Origin of the sequence: Micromonospora sp. NBC_00330 (assembly GCF_036136635.1) — a bacterium.
In the GTDB taxonomy this organism is placed as follows: Bacteria; Actinomycetota; Actinomycetes; order Mycobacteriales; family Micromonosporaceae; genus Micromonospora; species Micromonospora salmantinae.
In genome coordinates this window covers 7,176,259-7,191,714 of the sequence record NZ_CP108012.1, presented here as the reverse complement: position 1 = coordinate 7,191,714, position 15,456 = coordinate 7,176,259, and the positions used below count along the sequence as shown (strand labels likewise).

Here is a 15,456-nt window from a genome sequence, read left to right as displayed (position 1 = left end):
GCATCCATTTCAGCTTTTATCGGTTATGGCAGCCAGGAATCCGGCGGCATACGCCCGGAACGACGAAAGTCGTATATCCATCAGTAGGCCGCGAAAAGGGCGATGTTCCCTCGTTCGCAGGTGTCATCAGCCACGATGGCGTCACCCAACCCACGGGCCCAACCCGCAACTCTCCCAACTTTCGCCCCTGCTTCAACTGCGAGCGACATCCGTCCCGGGTTAGGTTGGGCGAGCCGGTCCGGCCCAGTGCCGTCCGCCCGGATGGCCCCGGCCGGTGTCGTCGAGGGCGTCAGCAGCCCCGGCGGCCGTGGGAGAGGGGCCTTCCGCTCTTGTCATCCCTGAGAAATCTGCTGCGCACCGTGGCGCTGGTCGGCATCTCGGCCGCGCTGATCGCCCCGACGGCGGTGGCCCAGGCCGAGCCGTCCCCCGCCGACCTGACCCGCCGGATCGAGACGTCCTCGGCCGAGTTGGAGCGGGTCGTCGAGTCGTACAACAAGTTGCGTGAGGAGATCAAGACAAACGAGGCCGCCGTGGCCCGATTACAGACCCGCATCGGCCCGCTCGAACAGCAGGTCGAGCAGAGCCGGGCCGACGTGGCGGAGCTCGCCTCCACCGCGTACAAGAGTGGCGGCCTGCGCACGGCGGACGCACTGCTGCGCCCGGGCGGCTCGGCCGCGCTGCTGGACCGGCTCGGCGCGATCGAGCAGTTGACCCGCCAGCGGCAGGAGCGCATCTCCGGCTTCACGGCCGACCAGCAGCGGCTGCTCGACGAGAAGGCCCGGCTGGGCGCGACCTTGACCCGGCAGGCCGCACAGGCTCGTCAGCTCGCCGCGGGTAAGAAGCAGATCGAGCAGGACCTGGCCAAGCTGTACGAGCTGCGCCGGCAGGCGTACGGGGCTGCCACCGAGCGACCCGAGCCCAAGGCGGCGACGACCGAGGCCAAGAACGTGCCCGCTGTGTCCGGCGCTGCCGGAACGGCTGTGCGTTACGCGTTCGGCGCGATCGGCAAGCCGTACGTCTGGGCGGCCGACGGCCCGAACGGCTACGACTGTTCCGGCCTGACCTCGGCGGCCTGGCGGGCGGCCGGGAAGTCCCTGCCGCACAACACCCGGATGCAGTGGAGCGCTGTCGCCCACATCGGGCGCGGCGAACTACGCCCAGGTGACCTGGTCTTCTACAGCGGGCTCGGGCACGTCGCCCTCTACGTGGGCGACGGTCAGGTGATCGACGCGCCCAGCGCCGGTCGCAACGTGCTCAAGCGTGGCATGAACATGATGTCCATCCAGGGTTACGGTCGGGTGCGCTAACCACGACCCGAAACGGCGAACGGCCGGCGTCCCCCTATCGGACGCCGGCCGTTCGCCGTCATTACTAGCAGGTCAGGCTGCTTGCAGCCCCTCCGCCCGAGCCAGCTCGCGGAGCCGGCCGAGGGCCTGGATCTCCAGCTGCCGGATCCGCTCGCGGGACAGCGAGAAGCGGGACGCTACCTCGGTGAGCGAGTGCTCCCGGCCGTCCTCCAGCCCGTAGCGGGCCCGCATGATGCCGGCGGACCGGTCGTCGAGGTGGTTGAGCAGACCCTCGATGCGTTGCCGCTCCAGGCCGCTGAGGACGATGTCCTCCGGCGACGGCGCGTCACTGTCGGCGACCAGGTCACCGAGGTTCGTGTCGCCGTCGTCGCCCACCGGGGTGTCCAGCGAAACGGTGTCCTGCGACCAGCGGCGCAGCTCGTTCACCCGCTCGACGGTGACGCCGAGGGCGTTGGCGATCTGCTCCGGCTCCGGGTCGCTGCCCAACTCACGGGTCAGCTGCCGGGCCACGTTGCGCATCCTGTTGACGTCCTCCACCAGGTGCACCGGTAGACGGACGGTGCGCTCCTGCTGGGCGATCGCCCGGCTGATCGCCTGCCGAATCCACCAGGTGGCGTAGGTGGAGAACTTGTAGCCGCGCTCGTAGTCGAACTTCTCGACCGCCCGGACGAGGCCGGTGTTGCCCTCCTGGATCAGGTCCAGCATGGGCATCCCCGAGCGCACGTAGCGCCGGGCGATCGACACGACCAGTCGGAGGTTGGCGCGGATGAAGAGGTCCTTCGCCCGCTCCCCCTCGACGACCAGCCACTCCAGGTCGGCCCGGTCGACACCGGCGGGAACGGCTTCCTCACCGAGCAGGTGCTCGGCGTAGAGGCCGGCCTCGATCGCCTTGGAGAGATCGACCTCCTTGGCGGCGTCCAGCAGTGGCGTCCGGGAGATCTCGTGCAGGTAGACGCCGACCAGGTCGCGCTCCTCGGCAACCTCGTCGGTTCGCATGCCGATGTTCTTGTCCACGTTGCCCACGGTCCCCTCGCTCGCGCCGGTTGCCCGGTTCCTTGCCATTCCCCACACCTGTCAGCCCCTGGTAACTTCTGCTGTGCCCATCGGTGCTGACACCTACACAACAGATGAGACGTGTCGGGGATTCCTCGTCGTGAGTCGAAAGTGTCACGAATGCCTGAGTAGTAGCTGAGAGCACGGTCCATGTTTGCTGTCAGCACCCCATCGGGTGGCTCGCCACTGGGCACCACGTACGGGTTACCGCACCATGGCAACACCGCCCGCCGTGGGGGCACAGCGACCCGGGTCACCACCGCGATGCGATCCTGGTCACTGCCAGATACGCACCGGTGAGCCGGTCGGTTCATTCACGGGGGTGTTATTACCCCCCGGCCAGATGAACAATCCGAGGGTCGGTTCGCTTCCCGGTGCGGGCGACGCTATGAGGCGAGCAGGGCGAGGGCGCCGCGCACCTGGTCGGCCGAGCGGGCCAGCGCGGCCCGGGCGGCGTCGATCTCGGCGCCCGAGACGAGGGCGACGAGCGCGGTCTTCAGGTCCCCGTCGGCCTCGGTGAGGGCCTGCCGGGAGAGCTCCTCCGAGCAACCGGTGGCCTCGACCAGAATCGAGATCATTCGTCCGCGGAGTTTCGCGTTGGTGGCGACCATGTCGATCATGAGGTTCGAGTAGACCCGCCCCAGGCGCACCATGACGGCGGTCGAGAACGTGTTGAGCACCAGTTTCTGCGCTGTGCCCGCCTTCATCCGGGTCGACCCGGTGACCACCTCGGGTCCGGTGTCCACCCCGATGAACACGTCGACCGACCGGGCGGCCTCCGCCTCCGGATTGGCGCAGAGCAGCACCGTCGAGGCGCCCTTGGCGTGGGCCGCGGCAAGCGCCCCGAGGACGTACGGGGTGCGTCCGCTGGCCGCCAGACCAACCACCAGGTCCCCGGCCCGTACACAACTGGCCGATTCGACAGCGCCGCCCCGGTCGTCGTCCTCGGCGTCCTCAACGGCCCGCCACATGGCGTCCGGGCCTCCCGCGAGGTGCGCGCAGAACCAGTGTCGGGGCGAGTTGAAGGTGGGGGCCAGTTCGGCCGCGTCGAGCACGCCCAGTCGGCCGGAGGTGCCGGCCCCGAAGTAGTGCACCCGGTGACCGCCGCGTAGCGCCGCGACCGCCAGGTCGACGGTGGTGGCGATCTCGTCGAGCACCGCGGCGACCGCCGCGGGCACTCGCCGGTCCGCCTCGTTGATCACGGTGAGCACGTCCCGGGTCGACATCAGGTCGAGGTCGACGCTGAGCGGGTTACGCCGTTCGGTGGGCGCACCCACCCGGACCGTGGGGCGAGCGGGCCGTGCGGGCATCTCCGCACCGGCCGTCATGCCCGCCTCCGGTTGGCACCCACCCGGTGCGACTGGACCGCCTCGGCGGTCGCCTCCAGGGCCTTGCGGGCCCGGGCCCGGTTGCGGGCGGCCACCCCGACGAAGAGGCAGTCGACCACTGTGAGTTGGGCCAGCCGGCTGGCCGTCGCGCCGGAGCGGTAGGTGGTCTCCCGGGCCGCCGTGGTCAACACGAAGTCCGCCACGTCGGTGATCGGCGAGCGCGGGAAGTTGGTCAGCGCCACTGTCGCGGCACCGCGGGTACGGGCCTGCTCCAGCACCTCGATCACGTCGGAGGTGGTGCCGGTGTGCGAGATGCCGATCGCCACGTCTCCCCGGCCCAGGAGGGCGGCCGAGGTCAGCGCGGTGTGCACGTCCGGGAAGTAGAAGGCGATCCGGCCGATGCGGTGCAGCTTCTGCTGGAAGTCCGAGGCGACGAACCCGCTGGCGCCGGCGCCGTAGATGTCGATCCGACCGGCGCCGCTGATCGCCTCGACCACCTGCTCGCAGACGGCGGGGTCGAGTTGCTCGGCGGTTTCCTCGACGGCGCGGGCGTCGTTGAACGCGATGGTGGCGATGATCTGGGCGAGGTCGGCACCGGGCGGGATGTCACCGCCGACCACTCGGGCGTCGGGTGGCTCGATCCGGCGGGCGGCCTCGGCGGCGAGGCGGATGCGCAGTTGGGGGTAACCGTCCATGCCCACCGAACGGCAGAACCGGATGACTGTCGCCTCGGATGTCTCGGCTGCGGTGGCGAGGTCGGTGATTGTCCGCCGGGCGGCGGCCGCCGGGTCGGACACGACCAGCCGGGCGACCCGCTGCTCGGCGGGCGACAGCGATGGCAACAGCCCGCTGATGTGGACGATCAGCCCACCGGGCTCGTGACTCGCAGAAATCTTCGGACTCTTCGCCACGGATGAAACTTACTTTCAGCAGGCGTGAGCGTCAACTATGACTGTCCGAGGTGGGGGGAAACTTCGAGCGCCGGGATCACCGGTCCCGCACAGCCTGCCACTTTCCCAGGATCGCCGCCTCATCCGCCGGGTCGAGTCCACCCTGCCGGACGGCCGCGGGGTGTGCGGCCATCCAGGACGCGGTCGCCCGAACGGTATCGGCCAGCGGACGGACCGTCAGACCGGCCTCCAGGGCCGGTCGGGCGTCCCGGTCCATCAGGCCGGCGGTCTCCGGCAGCCGCACCCAGAGCGGCAGCGCCCGCTCCCCCGACCACTCGCGTACGTCGTGGGCCAGGAGGAACTCCTGGTCGACCCAGGTGAGGGCCGGATCGGCGACGCCCAGACCGGCGGCCACACCGGCCAACAGGTCGACCCGGGACATCGCCGGACCGGTGCCGTCGTACGTGCCGTCGAGGCGGGTGCCGGCGGCGTGCAGCAGCCAACGTGCCAGATCGGCGACGTCCACGAACTGCACCCGGTCGATCGGGCGACCGGGGGCCAGCACCTCGCCACCTGCCGACAGCCGCCGCACCCAGTACGGGAAACGGTCGCTCGGATCCTCCGCGCCGACGATCAGCCCGGCCCGGCAGATGAACGAACGGTCCACGCCGACCCGCTCCCGGACCAGCTCCTCGATGCTCACCTTGCACTCGCCGTACCAGCGGTGGTCCGGGCCGACCGGACCGTCCACGTCCGGCGGGGCCGGCGCCAGGATCGGCGCGTCCGCAGCGGTCTGGCCCGGGGTGGTGTGGTCCGCGTACACCGAGATCGTCGACACGAACGACCAGTGGCCGACGTGGTCGGCGAGCGCGGCGAGCGCGTGCCGGGCGTGGCTGATCTGGCGGGTCACGTCGACCACGGCGTCGAAGCCCTCGGCGGCGAGCGGGACGAGCGACTCGGGATCATCGCGGTCGGCCGCCACGAACCGCGCCCCGGCCGGCACCGCGCCGGACACGCCCCGGGCCGCGCAGGTCACCTCGTGACCCTGTTCGACGGCGAGCCGTGCCGTCTCCCGGCCGAGGAATCGAGTGCCACCCAGAATGAGGATCCGCATCCGCCGATCCTGCGCCGCCGCGAGTCGATTCGGCCAGCCGCTCTGCCCACGGCAGACCGTGATCATGAAGTTGTTGCCACCCACCTCGGCGTGTCGCGGCAACAACTTCATGATCGACGGAGGGGCCCGGCGGGGCGGGGGCACTAGCGTGGGACGCATGGGAGAGCGCAGCGTGTTGGTGACCGGGGGTTCCGGCGGGCTCGGCGGGGCGGTCGTCACCGCGTTCGTCGAGGCGGGCTGGCGGGTGGTCGTACCGGAGCGGAAAGCCCGGCCCGGGTCGCAGCCGGCGGCGGCCGGACTGGTCCGGGTGGTCGCGGACCTGGGCGAGCCGGCGGGCGCGGCGCAGGCGGTCGAGGTCGCGGCCGGCGAACCGGCGGCGCCGCTGCGCGCGGTGGTCAACCTCGTCGGGGGGTACGCCAGCGGCGGGTTGGTGCACGAGACCCCGGTCGAGGAGTTCGAGCGGATGCTCACCGTCAACCTGCGGCCGACCTACCTGGTCACCCAGGCCGCGCTCCCGCACCTGGTGGCGTCCGGCGGCGGCGCTGTGGTCTGCGTCTCGGCCCGCGCGGCGGTCACCCCGTTCCGCGGCGCGGCCGGCTACTCGACGGCCAAGGCGGCGGTGCTGGCCTTCGCCAACGCGGTAGCTGTGGAGTACCGGTCGCAGAACGTGCGCTGCAACACGGTGCTGCCCAGCGTCATCGACACCCCGGCGAACCGGGCCGCCCAGCCAGACGCCGACCATTCCCGCTGGGTCACCCCGGCCGAGATCGCGCCGGTGATCCGGTTCCTCGCGTCGGCCGATTCCGCCCCGACCAGTGGCGCCACGGTGCCGGTCTACGGGCGGGCCTGAGCCACCACCGGGCCGACGCCCTCTCCGCCCGATGCGGACGGCGGCAGCCAGGTCTCCAGGTGCGCCTGAATCTGCTCGGTCACCTCCTCGGCCGGGCGGCCCGCGTCCACCAGCACGAAGCTGGGGTACTCGGGCAGTGCCCGGTAGGCGGTGTCGGCGGCGGTCAGCCACCCCATCGTCTCGTGGTCGGTGCCGCGTTCCTCGATGCGTCGGTACGCCTCCGCCGGGTCGACGGCGAGCAGGAAGGTCACCTGCGGCGTCGGGAACAGCCGGTAGCCGGCCCGGGCGAGCCGCTCCCAGCGCTGCCCGCCGTGCGCCCGGATGCTCGCGTACTGGCAGGCCGAGTAGCGGTCCATCACCGCCGTCCGGCCGGTGAGCAGACAGCTGAGCAGGGCGATGGCGATGGCCAGCCAGCGCAGGACCGACTCCACGGCCAGCACGCCGTCGCGACCGACGAGCCGTTGCGCGTCCGGCCGGCCGAGGCGTTGGGCGAGCCGACCGAGCCAGCGGCGGCCACTGGCGTTGCGGCGGTAGGTGGCGGGGCGTCCGGCGGCGGTCAGCGCGTCGGCCAGCCGGTGTGCCTGAGTGGTCTTGCCCGAACCGTCGATCCCGATCAGGGCGACGGTGCGCAATCGGGCCTTGCGTCGTCGCATCCCCGATGATCTGGCCACTCTCCACAGGTTATCCGACCCACGCACCTGGTCCGCGAGGTTTGTGGTGCTTCATCCCTGTTGACGCCCGACCGAGACACCAGCAGGTGTGGACGACCGGAATGCCGGGTACCGGAGTTTGAAATCCAACCGCCGGTCCACCAACACGACGACGGAGGAACCAGATGGCTGAGCGCGGAGACGAGAGTCTTGTGCACACCCTCAAGAAGGTCGCCGCCGTGCTCAAGCAGTCCGAGATTCCGTTCGCCCTGGGCGGCAGCTTCGCGGTCTACGCCCACGGGGGCCACTCCAGCGATCACGACGTCGACTTCCTGATCCGGGAGGCCGACGTGGAAGAGGCACTGGAAGCCCTGGTGGCCGCCGGCTTCGTCGCCGAGCGTCCACCGGAGGACTGGCTGGTGAAGGTCTTCGACGACGGCCGGATGGTGGACCTGATCCACCGGCCGATCGAGACGCCGGTCACCGAGGAGACGTTCGCCGACACTGTCATCCGACCGGTGGACGCGATTCGCATGCCGGTGCTGTCCGCGACCCAGCTGATGGTGCACAAACTGCTCAGCTTCTCCCAGCACTACTGCGACTTCGCGCGGGGTCTGCCGCTGGCCCGCTCGCTGCGGGAGCAGATCGACTGGGAACGGGTACGCAAGGAGACGCAGCACTCGCCGTACGCCGAGGCGTTCCTGGTGCTGCTGGACCGGCTGGAGGTGGTGCCGGCCGCCGGCACCCAGCCAGGAGAGGGGACATCGTGACCCACCATCGCGACATCGACGCCGGGCCACCGGACGAGTACGTCGAGGCGGAGATCCAACGGTTGCTCGTCGAGGACCCCGCCGTCGCCGAACAGGGGATCACAGTCGTTCGACGGGAAGGCGCCCTCGTGCTCTACGGCGAGGTGGAGAGTCCGCACCGGCGGGAGGAGATCCTGCGTCGGGTGTCCGAGCGCTTTCCGGACGTGCCGGTCACCAGCGACATCGGGGTGATCCGCGCCCAAGCGCCCACGGAGATCGAGCAACTGCCCTGAGGGAGGTTCCATGGTGATCCGGATTGCCGCTGTGGGCGACGTGCATCTGGACGAGGACGTGGTCGGCCGGTTCCGACCGGCGCTGGAGGAGCTGCCGGAGTGCGCCGATGTGCTGCTGCTGGCCGGGGACCTGACCCGGCACGGCACCGAGGCCGAGGCGCGCTGCGTGGCAGAGGAGTTCGGTGGGTTGGCCGTACCGGTGGTGACAGTGCTGGGCAACCACGACCACCAGTGTGACCAGGTGCCACAGGTGGTCAAGGTGCTGGAGGACGCGGGCATCACAGTGCTGGAGGGAAACGGCGTCGTGCTGGACTGCGCGGGTGGCCGGCTCGGCATCGCCGGCGTCAAGGGCTTCGGCGGCGGATTCGCCGGGCGGTGCGCCAGTGACTTCGGAGAGCCGGAGATGAAGGCCTTCGTACGGACCACCACCGACAGCGCGGACCGTCTCGGTGCGGCGCTGCGCTCACTGGACTGCGACATGCTGGTCGCGCTCACCCACTACTCGCCGGTGCCGGACACGCTGGCCGGCGAGCCGTTGGAGATCTACCCCTTCCTGGGGTCGTACCAGTTGGGGCAGGCGATCGACTCGGCGCCCACGGCGCTGGCCGTGCACGGGCACGCGCACGCCGGCACCGAGCGCGGCACGACCCCCGGCGGGGTACGCGTCCGCAACGTCGCGCACCCGGTGATCAAGCAGGCGTACAGCGTCTTTCACGTTGGCGATCAACTCGACACCGACCAGGTTTCCCCGATCGGCCAGTCGGGTAGTCAGAGGTCATGGAGCTGATTCTCTGGATTCTCGCAGTCGTACTCGTGGTCGCCGGCATCCTCGCGCTGTTCCGCCGGCAGATCCTGTGGGGCATCGTCCTCATCGTCGTCGGGCTGTTGGTCGGCCCGGGTGGTGTCAGCATTTTCAATTAGCGCTCATACGCCTTAACACCGGGACCCGCCGGGGTCGCCGCGACCGGAGCTTCGTCCTCCCGACAGAAGCACCGGCCGTGGCGATCCCGGCGCTTTTTCGTGCGTGGCCAGCCCCGTGAACCGTCCTCCCGCTCGGCGGTTTGAGCCGACCCCGAGAGGAAATATCTCGACCATGGAGATATCTCAGGACGCGCCGACGACCTCCGGGCGGCGAGCATGGTGGGCCCTCGCCGGTTTCGCGGCGGCGGTCTTCGTCGCGGCCGCGATCGGCGGGCTGGGAGTGCAGGGCACCACCGAGGAGTACGCGAACCTGCGGCAGCCCGGCTGGGCCCCGCCCTCGTGGCTCTTCGGCCCGGTCTGGTCGCTGCTCTACGCGCTGATAGCGGTGGCCGGCTGGCTGGTGTGGCGCCGGGTCGGCTTCTCCCCCGCACTCTGGGCGTGGACCGCCCAACTGGTGCTCAACGCGATCTGGACCCCGCTGTTCTTCGGCGCGGGGCAGTACGGGCTGGCGTTCGCCGAGATCGTGCTGATGTGGCTGGCGATCGGGCTCACAGTGGTGCTTTTCGCCCGGGTGTCCCGGGTGGCGGCGGCGCTGATGCTGCCGTACTGGGCCTGGGTCACCTTCGCCGCCGCGCTGAACCTGTCGATCTGGCAGCTGAACAACTGACCGACGTGGTCTCCGACGGGCGTCCGCCCGCCGGAGACCACGTCGCCTCTGATCAGCAGCGGGGCACGCCGGGGATGTACCCGTCGGAGCCCGTGTAGACGTAGGCGTCCGCGATGTAGCGGCCGGAGCCGATCCGGTCCCAGATCGAGCTGGTGCCGTACGTGCCGGTGACAGTGGTGCCGCTGGTCTGGCAGGCGATGGTCACCCGGGTGCCGTCGGCGACGGTGCCCACCGAGGCGTAGCCGGTGCCGGGGCCGGAGCGGACGGTCAGCGGCGTGCCGCTGGTGTCGACGGTGCCGTTGCCGCTGCCCGAGGCGCACCCGTTGTTACTGGTGTAGCTCTTGGTGCCCCAGTACAGCGCGAGGGTGCCGTTGAAGCGGACCTGGATGTCGGCGCCGTTGAGGCGCTGCTCGTAGTGCAGGTGGGGGCCGGTCGATCCGCCGGTGCTGCCGACCCAGCCGAGCACCTTGCCGTACCCGACCGTTTGCCCGACCGAGACGTTGAAGCCGTTGAGGTGCGCGTAGTAGGTGCTGTAACCGCCGCCGTGGTTGATCCGGACGTACTTGCCGTAGCTGGTGCCGCCGAGGTCGGTCACCCGGTCGACGGTGCCGGGGGCGCTGGCCACCACCGGGTCACCGAGGTCGTCGGTGCGGTTGAAGTCGACGGCGTACGCCGGGCTGTGGTCCGACCGGGTCTGCCCGGACCAGGACTGGCCGCACGGGAACGGCACCTTGAAGGTCGGCGCGGCCAGGGCCGGGGTCGCCGGCACCAGCGCTCCCCCGACGAAGAGACCCGTCACCAGCAGGCTGATCCACCGCTTTCGCATACAGCTCCTCCTATGTCGAAAACCTTCGATCCGGTGCGCTCAGCCTGACAGATATCGTCAATCTTCGAAAGAGCCCCCAGCTTGGCCCCGGGAGCGCGCCCACCAGGCAGCCCGCAGGTTTCCGGATTGTTACTCGCTCGTGTCTGACAGGGGGTGGACCGCGCCGGATGCAAGCGCTTACATGTGTGCACGCCCAATCGGACCGGCGACGGGTCACCAGCACGACCGCGCCGGCTAGGAAGGAGGACGGCATGGCGGTCTTTACCAGACCACGCCAGGCCTTCGTGATCGCCGGCGTACTCGGGCTGGCGCTCAGCGCCACCGCCTGCGGTACCGGCGACGACAAGAAGAGCAACAACGCGGGCTCCGCGGAGTGTGCCGCATACGACAAGTACGACGGCCACGACGGCAAGAAGGTCTCCATCTACGCGTCCATCCGTGACGCCGAGGCCGACCTGCTGGAGCGTTCGTGGTCGCAGTTCACCGAGTGCACCGGCATCGAGATCGACTACGAGGGCAGCGGCGAGTTCGAGGCGCAGCTCCCCGTCCGGGTCGACGGCGGCAACGCCCCCGACATCGCCTTCGTGCCCCAGCCGGGCCTCGTGAAGCGTTTCGCGGACGCCGGCAAGCTGAAGAACCTGAGCGCCGACACCAAGGCTCTCGCCGAGCAGAACATGCCGGCCGACTGGCTGAAGTACGGCACCGTGAACGGGACGCTCTACGGCGTGCCGCTCGGCGCCAACGTGAAGTCCTTCGTGTGGTACTCGCCGAAGACGTTCAAGGAGAAGGGCTGGGAGGTTCCGACGACCTGGGACCAGCTCATCGCCCTGAGCGACAAGATCGCCGCCAGCGGCATGAAGCCGTGGTGCGCGGGCGTCGAGTCCGGTGACGCCACCGGTTGGCCGGCCACCGACTGGATCGAGGACGTGGTCCTGCGTACGCAGGGCCCCGAGGTCTACGACCAGTGGACCACCCACGCCATCCCGTTCAACGACCCGAAGATCGTCGACGCGGTCGACCGCGCCGGCAGCATCCTCAAGAACGACAAGTACATGAACGGCGGCTTCGGCGGCGTCAAGAGCATCACCACCACCGCCTTCCAGGAGGCGGGCCTGCCGGTGACCACCGGCAAGTGCGCGATGCACCGTCAGGCGTCGTTCTACGCCAACCAGTTCCCCGAGGGCACCAAGGTGGCCGAGGACGGCGACGCGTTCGCCTTCTACTTCCCGGCCATCGACGCCGCCAAGGGCAAGCCGGTGCTGGGCGCGGGCGAGTTCGTCGTCGGCTACGCCGACCGTCCCGAGGTCCAGGCGGTGCAGACCTACCTGGCTTCGGCCGAGTACGTGAACAGCCGCGCGAAGCTCGGTAACTGGGTCACGGCGAACAACAAGCTGGACATCGCCAACGTGGCCAGCCCGATCGACAAGCTCTCCGTCCAGATCCTCCAGGACAAGACCGGCACCTTCCGCTTCGACGGATCCGACCTGATGCCGGCCGCCGTCGGCGCGGGGACGTTCTGGAAGGGCATGGTCGAGTGGCTGAACGGCAAGCCGACCGCCCCGGTGCTCCAGGGCATCGAGAGCAGCTGGCCTAAGTGATCCCGGCGGTGGCCCGGTCCGCTGATGCGGACCGGGCCACCGGCCGAGGTGGACCCGGAAGGGAGGGTTGATGAAGTTCGACTTCGCCGATCAGCAGCCGAAGTTCCTCATGCTGATGTACGGGCTGGTCGCCTTCGTGCTGGTGGTGGGTGGTCTGCTCCTGCTGCTCGACGTGGTGCCGGCCTGGTTCGCCCGCCGACGGGAGGCGCAGCTCGTCGCCGCCTCGGCGAGTGGTGCTCCACTTCCCCGTCGACTCAAGCAGCGGGAGGGGATCTTCGCGCTGTTCTTCCTGCTGCCGACCCTGTTGCTGCTCACCATCGGTCTGGTCGTGCCGGCCATCCGCACCGTGCTGCTCTCCCTGATGAACAGGACCAGCACCGAGTGGGTGGGGTTGGACAACTTCGGCTGGATGTTCTCCGACGACACGATCGTCCGGGTCCTGATCAACACCCTGATCTGGGTGCTCCTGGTCCCGCTGGTGGCGACCGGATTCGGCCTCATCTACGCCGTACTGGTGGACAAGGCCCGGTTCGAGGCCGTGGCCAAGTCACTGATCTTCCTGCCGATGGCCATCTCCTTCGTCGGCGCCAGCATCATCTGGAAGTTCGTCTACGCCTACCGGGGCGAGGGCGACCAGATCGGTCTGCTCAACCAGATCGTGGTCAGCCTGGGCGGCGAACCGAAGGCGTGGCTGCTGGAATCACCGCTGAACACTCTGCTGCTGATCGTCATCATGGTCTGGATCCAGGCCGGTTTCGCCATGGTGGTGCTCTCCGCCGCGATCAAGGCGATCCCCGGCGACATCGTCGAAGCCGCCCGGCTCGACGGGGTCAGCCCGTGGCAGATGTTCTGGCAGATCACCATGCCGAGCATCCGACCGGCGCTGATCGTCGTGATGGTGACCCTCACGATCGCCACGCTCAAGGTCTTCGACATCGTCCGGACCTCGACGAACGGCAACTACGACACCAGCGTGATCGCCAACGAGATGTACAACCAGGCGTTCCGGTACAGCGAGAACGGGCGGGGTTCCGCGCTCGCGGTCTTCCTCTTCATCCTGGTCATCCCGGTCGTGATCTACCAGATCCGTAACCTCCGTCAACAGCGGGAGGGCTGAGATGACCACCGCAACGCCCACCGTCGCCGCCGGCACCCAGAAGACCGACGGCACCCCGATCAGCGCGGCCGGCCGGGTCCGCAAGCGGTTGAACAGCCGCACCGCGACGCTCGTCTCGATCGTCATCGCGGTGGTCTGGACCATCCCGACCTTCGGTCTGCTCATCTCCTCCCTCCGCCCGGAGGACGAGATCAAGACCACCGGCTGGTGGACGGCCTTCACCAACCCGCAGTTCACCTTCGAGAACTACCAGCAGGTCCTGTTCGGGCGCTCGGCGTCCTCCGGGCAGCTCGCCGGTTCCTTCATCAACTCGCTGGCGATCACCATCCCGTCGGTGCTCTTCCCGCTCGCCTTCGCGGCCCTCGCCGCGTACGCGCTGGCGTGGATCAACTTCCGTGGCCGGGACTGGGTCTACATCGCGATCTTCGCGTTGCAGATCGTGCCGCTGCAGATGGCCCTGGTGCCACTGCTGAGGTTCTTCTCCACCGGGGTCAGCCTCGGCGGCGTCACACTGATGCCGGCCTGGGACCTGGTCGACGAGCAGAAGTTCGCCCAGGTGTGGTTCGCCCACACCTGCTTCGCGCTTCCGTTCGCCGTCTTCCTGCTGCACAACTTCATCTCGCAACTGCCGGGGGACCTGATGGAGGCGGCCCGGGTCGACGGGGCCACCCACCCGAAGATCTTCCGCACCATCGTGCTGCCGCTGATCACCCCGGCACTGGCGGCGTTCGGCATCTTCCAGTTCCTCTGGGTCTGGAACGACCTGCTGGTCGCGCTGATCTTCGCGGGCGGCGGTGACGAGACCGCCCCGCTCACCGTCCGGCTCGCCGAGATGGCCGGCACCCGCGGCAACGAGTGGCAGCGCCTCACCGCCGGTGCGTTCGTCAGCATCGTCGTACCGCTCATCGTCTTCCTGTCCCTGCAGCGCTTCTTCGTGCGAGGTCTGCTCGCCGGCAGCGTCAAGGGCTGACCCGCGCGTCCGCCGCCGCCTGGCCCCTCGGGCGGCGGCGGGCGCTCCGGGCACCGAGCGGGGGAAACCGTGACGAGGATCGATGATGTGGCCCGGCTGGCCGGAGTGTCCACGGCCACCGTCTCGCGGGCGCTGCGCGGACTACCGACGGTCTCGGCCGCCACCCGACGCCGGGTACTCGCCGCCGCCGAGCAACTGGACTACGAGGTCTCGCCGAGCGCGTCCCGGCTCGCCGGCGGCCGGACCGGCACCGTAGCGGTGGTGGTCCCCCGGATCACCCGCTGGTTCTTCAGCACCGTCGTCGAGGCGGTCGAGGAGTACCTCCACCAGTCCGGCTACGACCTGCTGCTCTACAACCTGGGCGGCCGGGAGCAGGTCCGCCAGCGGGTCCTGCGTACGGCCAACCTGCACAAGCGGGTGGACGCCATGATGCTGGTCGCCACACCGTTACGTCCGGCCGACCTGACCGCGCTGGCCACGCTGGACCTGCCCGGCGTCACCATCAGCTCGGGCAGCAGGGTGCCCAACTGGCCGTGCGTACGGATCGACGACGTGGCGGCCGCGCGGGCCGCGACCAAGCACCTGATCGACCTCGGCCATCACCGGATCGCCCACATCTCCGGCGACCCGGATGACGAGTTGGCCTTCACCACCCACCTCGACCGACGCCGGGGTTACCAGGCGGCGCTGCGCTCCGCCGGCCTGCGCCCCGACCCCACACTGGACATCGAGTCCACCTTCACCATCGACGGCGGCAACCGGGCCACCGCCGAGTTGCTGGCCCGCGGCGAGCCACCGACAGCGATCGTCGCCGCCTGCGACGAGATGGCGATGGGCGCGATGACCGCCCTGCGCGACGTCGGACTGCGGGTGCCGCAGGACGTCAGCGTGGTCGGTATCGACGACCACGACCTGGCCGGTGTGCTCGGGCTCAGCACCGTCGCCCAGCCCGCTGCCGAGCAGGGCCGGCTGGCCGCCCAGATGTTGCTCGACCCGCTCGGGGCCCGACCGGCGGGGCCCATCGTCAGTCAACGGGGTGCCGGTTGCGACACTCCGGTGGTCCTGCCCACTCGGTTGGTGGTCCGGGACTCGACAGCACCGCCCCGGGCACACTGAAATCCAC

17 protein-coding genes are annotated in these 15,456 nt (G+C 69.7%); 11 read left to right on the top strand and 6 right to left on the bottom strand.

Annotated features, from left to right (window positions below; genetic code table 11):
* The first annotated feature begins 329 nt into the window (after positions 1–329).
* The gene (locus OG598_RS32870) at positions 330–1,307 is read left to right on the top strand and encodes a C40 family peptidase (protein WP_328652409.1); all 978 of its coding nucleotides are present in this window, start codon (positions 330–332) and stop codon (positions 1,305–1,307) included.
* Between the two features lie 72 nt (positions 1,308–1,379).
* Here OG598_RS32870 and OG598_RS32865 read toward each other — a convergent pair whose 3' ends face one another.
* From OG598_RS32865 to OG598_RS32850, 4 genes are all read right to left on the bottom strand, one after another.
* The gene (locus tag OG598_RS32865; RefSeq protein WP_091405669.1) at positions 1,380–2,369 is read right to left on the bottom strand and encodes a sigma-70 family RNA polymerase sigma factor; all 990 of its coding nucleotides are present in this window, start codon (positions 2,367–2,369) and stop codon (positions 1,380–1,382) included.
* A 377-nt stretch (positions 2,370–2,746) separates the two neighbouring features.
* Positions 2,747–3,688, bottom strand: a complete 942-nt coding sequence (murQ, locus tag OG598_RS32860; protein ID WP_328652408.1) for an N-acetylmuramic acid 6-phosphate etherase — start codon at positions 3,686–3,688, stop codon at positions 2,747–2,749.
* Positions 3,685–4,599 carry a MurR/RpiR family transcriptional regulator gene (locus OG598_RS32855; RefSeq protein ID WP_030488123.1) on the bottom strand — a complete coding sequence of 305 codons (915 nt, stop codon included), beginning with the start codon at positions 4,597–4,599 and terminating at the stop codon, positions 3,685–3,687. Before OG598_RS32855 ends, murQ begins: the two co-directional genes overlap by 4 nt.
* A 76-nt stretch (positions 4,600–4,675) precedes the next feature.
* On the bottom strand, positions 4,676–5,803 hold the full coding sequence (locus OG598_RS32850; protein WP_328652407.1) for an NAD-dependent epimerase/dehydratase family protein: 1,128 nt from the start codon (positions 5,801–5,803) through the stop codon (positions 4,676–4,678).
* A 46-nt stretch (positions 5,804–5,849) separates the two neighbouring features.
* Here OG598_RS32850 and OG598_RS32845 point away from each other — a divergent pair, with 46 nt between their 5' ends.
* Positions 5,850–6,542 carry an SDR family NAD(P)-dependent oxidoreductase gene (locus tag OG598_RS32845; RefSeq protein WP_328652406.1) on the top strand — a complete coding sequence of 231 codons (693 nt, stop codon included), beginning with the start codon at positions 5,850–5,852 and terminating at the stop codon, positions 6,540–6,542.
* Here the strand turns inward: OG598_RS32845 and OG598_RS32840 are convergent.
* Positions 6,527–7,195 carry a dTMP kinase gene (locus OG598_RS32840; RefSeq protein WP_328652405.1) on the bottom strand — a complete coding sequence of 223 codons (669 nt, stop codon included), beginning with the start codon at positions 7,193–7,195 and terminating at the stop codon, positions 6,527–6,529. The two genes, OG598_RS32845 and OG598_RS32840, sit on opposite strands and share 16 nt — an antisense overlap.
* 182 nt (positions 7,196–7,377) lie before the next feature.
* Between OG598_RS32840 and OG598_RS32835 the strand changes: the two genes are divergently transcribed.
* The 5 genes from OG598_RS32835 to OG598_RS32815 all read left to right on the top strand — a co-directional run bounded on the left by OG598_RS32835 (position 7,378) and on the right by OG598_RS32815 (position 9,822).
* Entirely contained in the window at positions 7,378–7,962 is a 585-nt protein-coding gene (locus OG598_RS32835; RefSeq protein WP_442931436.1) for a nucleotidyltransferase, read from the top strand.
* Entirely contained in the window at positions 7,959–8,234 is a 276-nt protein-coding gene (locus OG598_RS32830; protein ID WP_328652404.1) for a hypothetical protein, read from the top strand. The genes OG598_RS32835 and OG598_RS32830 overlap by 4 nt, the downstream gene beginning before the upstream one ends.
* A 10-nt stretch (positions 8,235–8,244) precedes the next feature.
* Entirely contained in the window at positions 8,245–9,021 is a 777-nt protein-coding gene (locus OG598_RS32825; protein WP_091405690.1) for a metallophosphoesterase family protein, read from the top strand.
* Complete coding sequence (locus tag OG598_RS32820) at positions 9,012–9,155, top strand: GPGG-motif small membrane protein (protein ID WP_007464364.1); 144 nt, start codon at positions 9,012–9,014, stop codon at positions 9,153–9,155. The genes OG598_RS32825 and OG598_RS32820 overlap by 10 nt, the downstream gene beginning before the upstream one ends.
* Before the next feature lie 172 nt (positions 9,156–9,327).
* Entirely contained in the window at positions 9,328–9,822 is a 495-nt protein-coding gene (locus tag OG598_RS32815) for a TspO/MBR family protein (RefSeq protein WP_328652403.1), read from the top strand.
* 52 nt (positions 9,823–9,874) lie between these two features.
* Here OG598_RS32815 and OG598_RS32810 read toward each other — a convergent pair whose 3' ends face one another.
* Positions 9,875–10,648, bottom strand: coding sequence for a M23 family metallopeptidase (locus tag OG598_RS32810; RefSeq protein ID WP_112601394.1), 774 nt, complete (start codon positions 10,646–10,648; stop codon positions 9,875–9,877).
* A 251-nt stretch (positions 10,649–10,899) separates the two neighbouring features.
* Between OG598_RS32810 and OG598_RS32805 the strand changes: the two genes are divergently transcribed.
* The 4 genes from OG598_RS32805 (at position 10,900) to OG598_RS32790 (ending at position 15,449) form a co-directional block, all read left to right on the top strand.
* On the top strand, positions 10,900–12,246 hold the full coding sequence (locus OG598_RS32805; RefSeq protein ID WP_328652402.1) for an ABC transporter substrate-binding protein: 1,347 nt from the start codon (positions 10,900–10,902) through the stop codon (positions 12,244–12,246).
* Between the two features lie 70 nt (positions 12,247–12,316).
* Positions 12,317–13,363, top strand: a complete 1,047-nt coding sequence (locus OG598_RS32800) for a carbohydrate ABC transporter permease (protein ID WP_328652401.1) — start codon at positions 12,317–12,319, stop codon at positions 13,361–13,363.
* A gap of 1 nt (position 13,364) precedes the next feature.
* On the top strand, positions 13,365–14,333 hold the full coding sequence (locus OG598_RS32795; RefSeq protein ID WP_328652400.1) for a carbohydrate ABC transporter permease: 969 nt from the start codon (positions 13,365–13,367) through the stop codon (positions 14,331–14,333).
* Between the two features lie 69 nt (positions 14,334–14,402).
* On the top strand, positions 14,403–15,449 hold the full coding sequence (locus tag OG598_RS32790; RefSeq protein ID WP_328652399.1) for a LacI family DNA-binding transcriptional regulator: 1,047 nt from the start codon (positions 14,403–14,405) through the stop codon (positions 15,447–15,449).
* Positions 15,450–15,456: the final 7 nt, after the last annotated feature.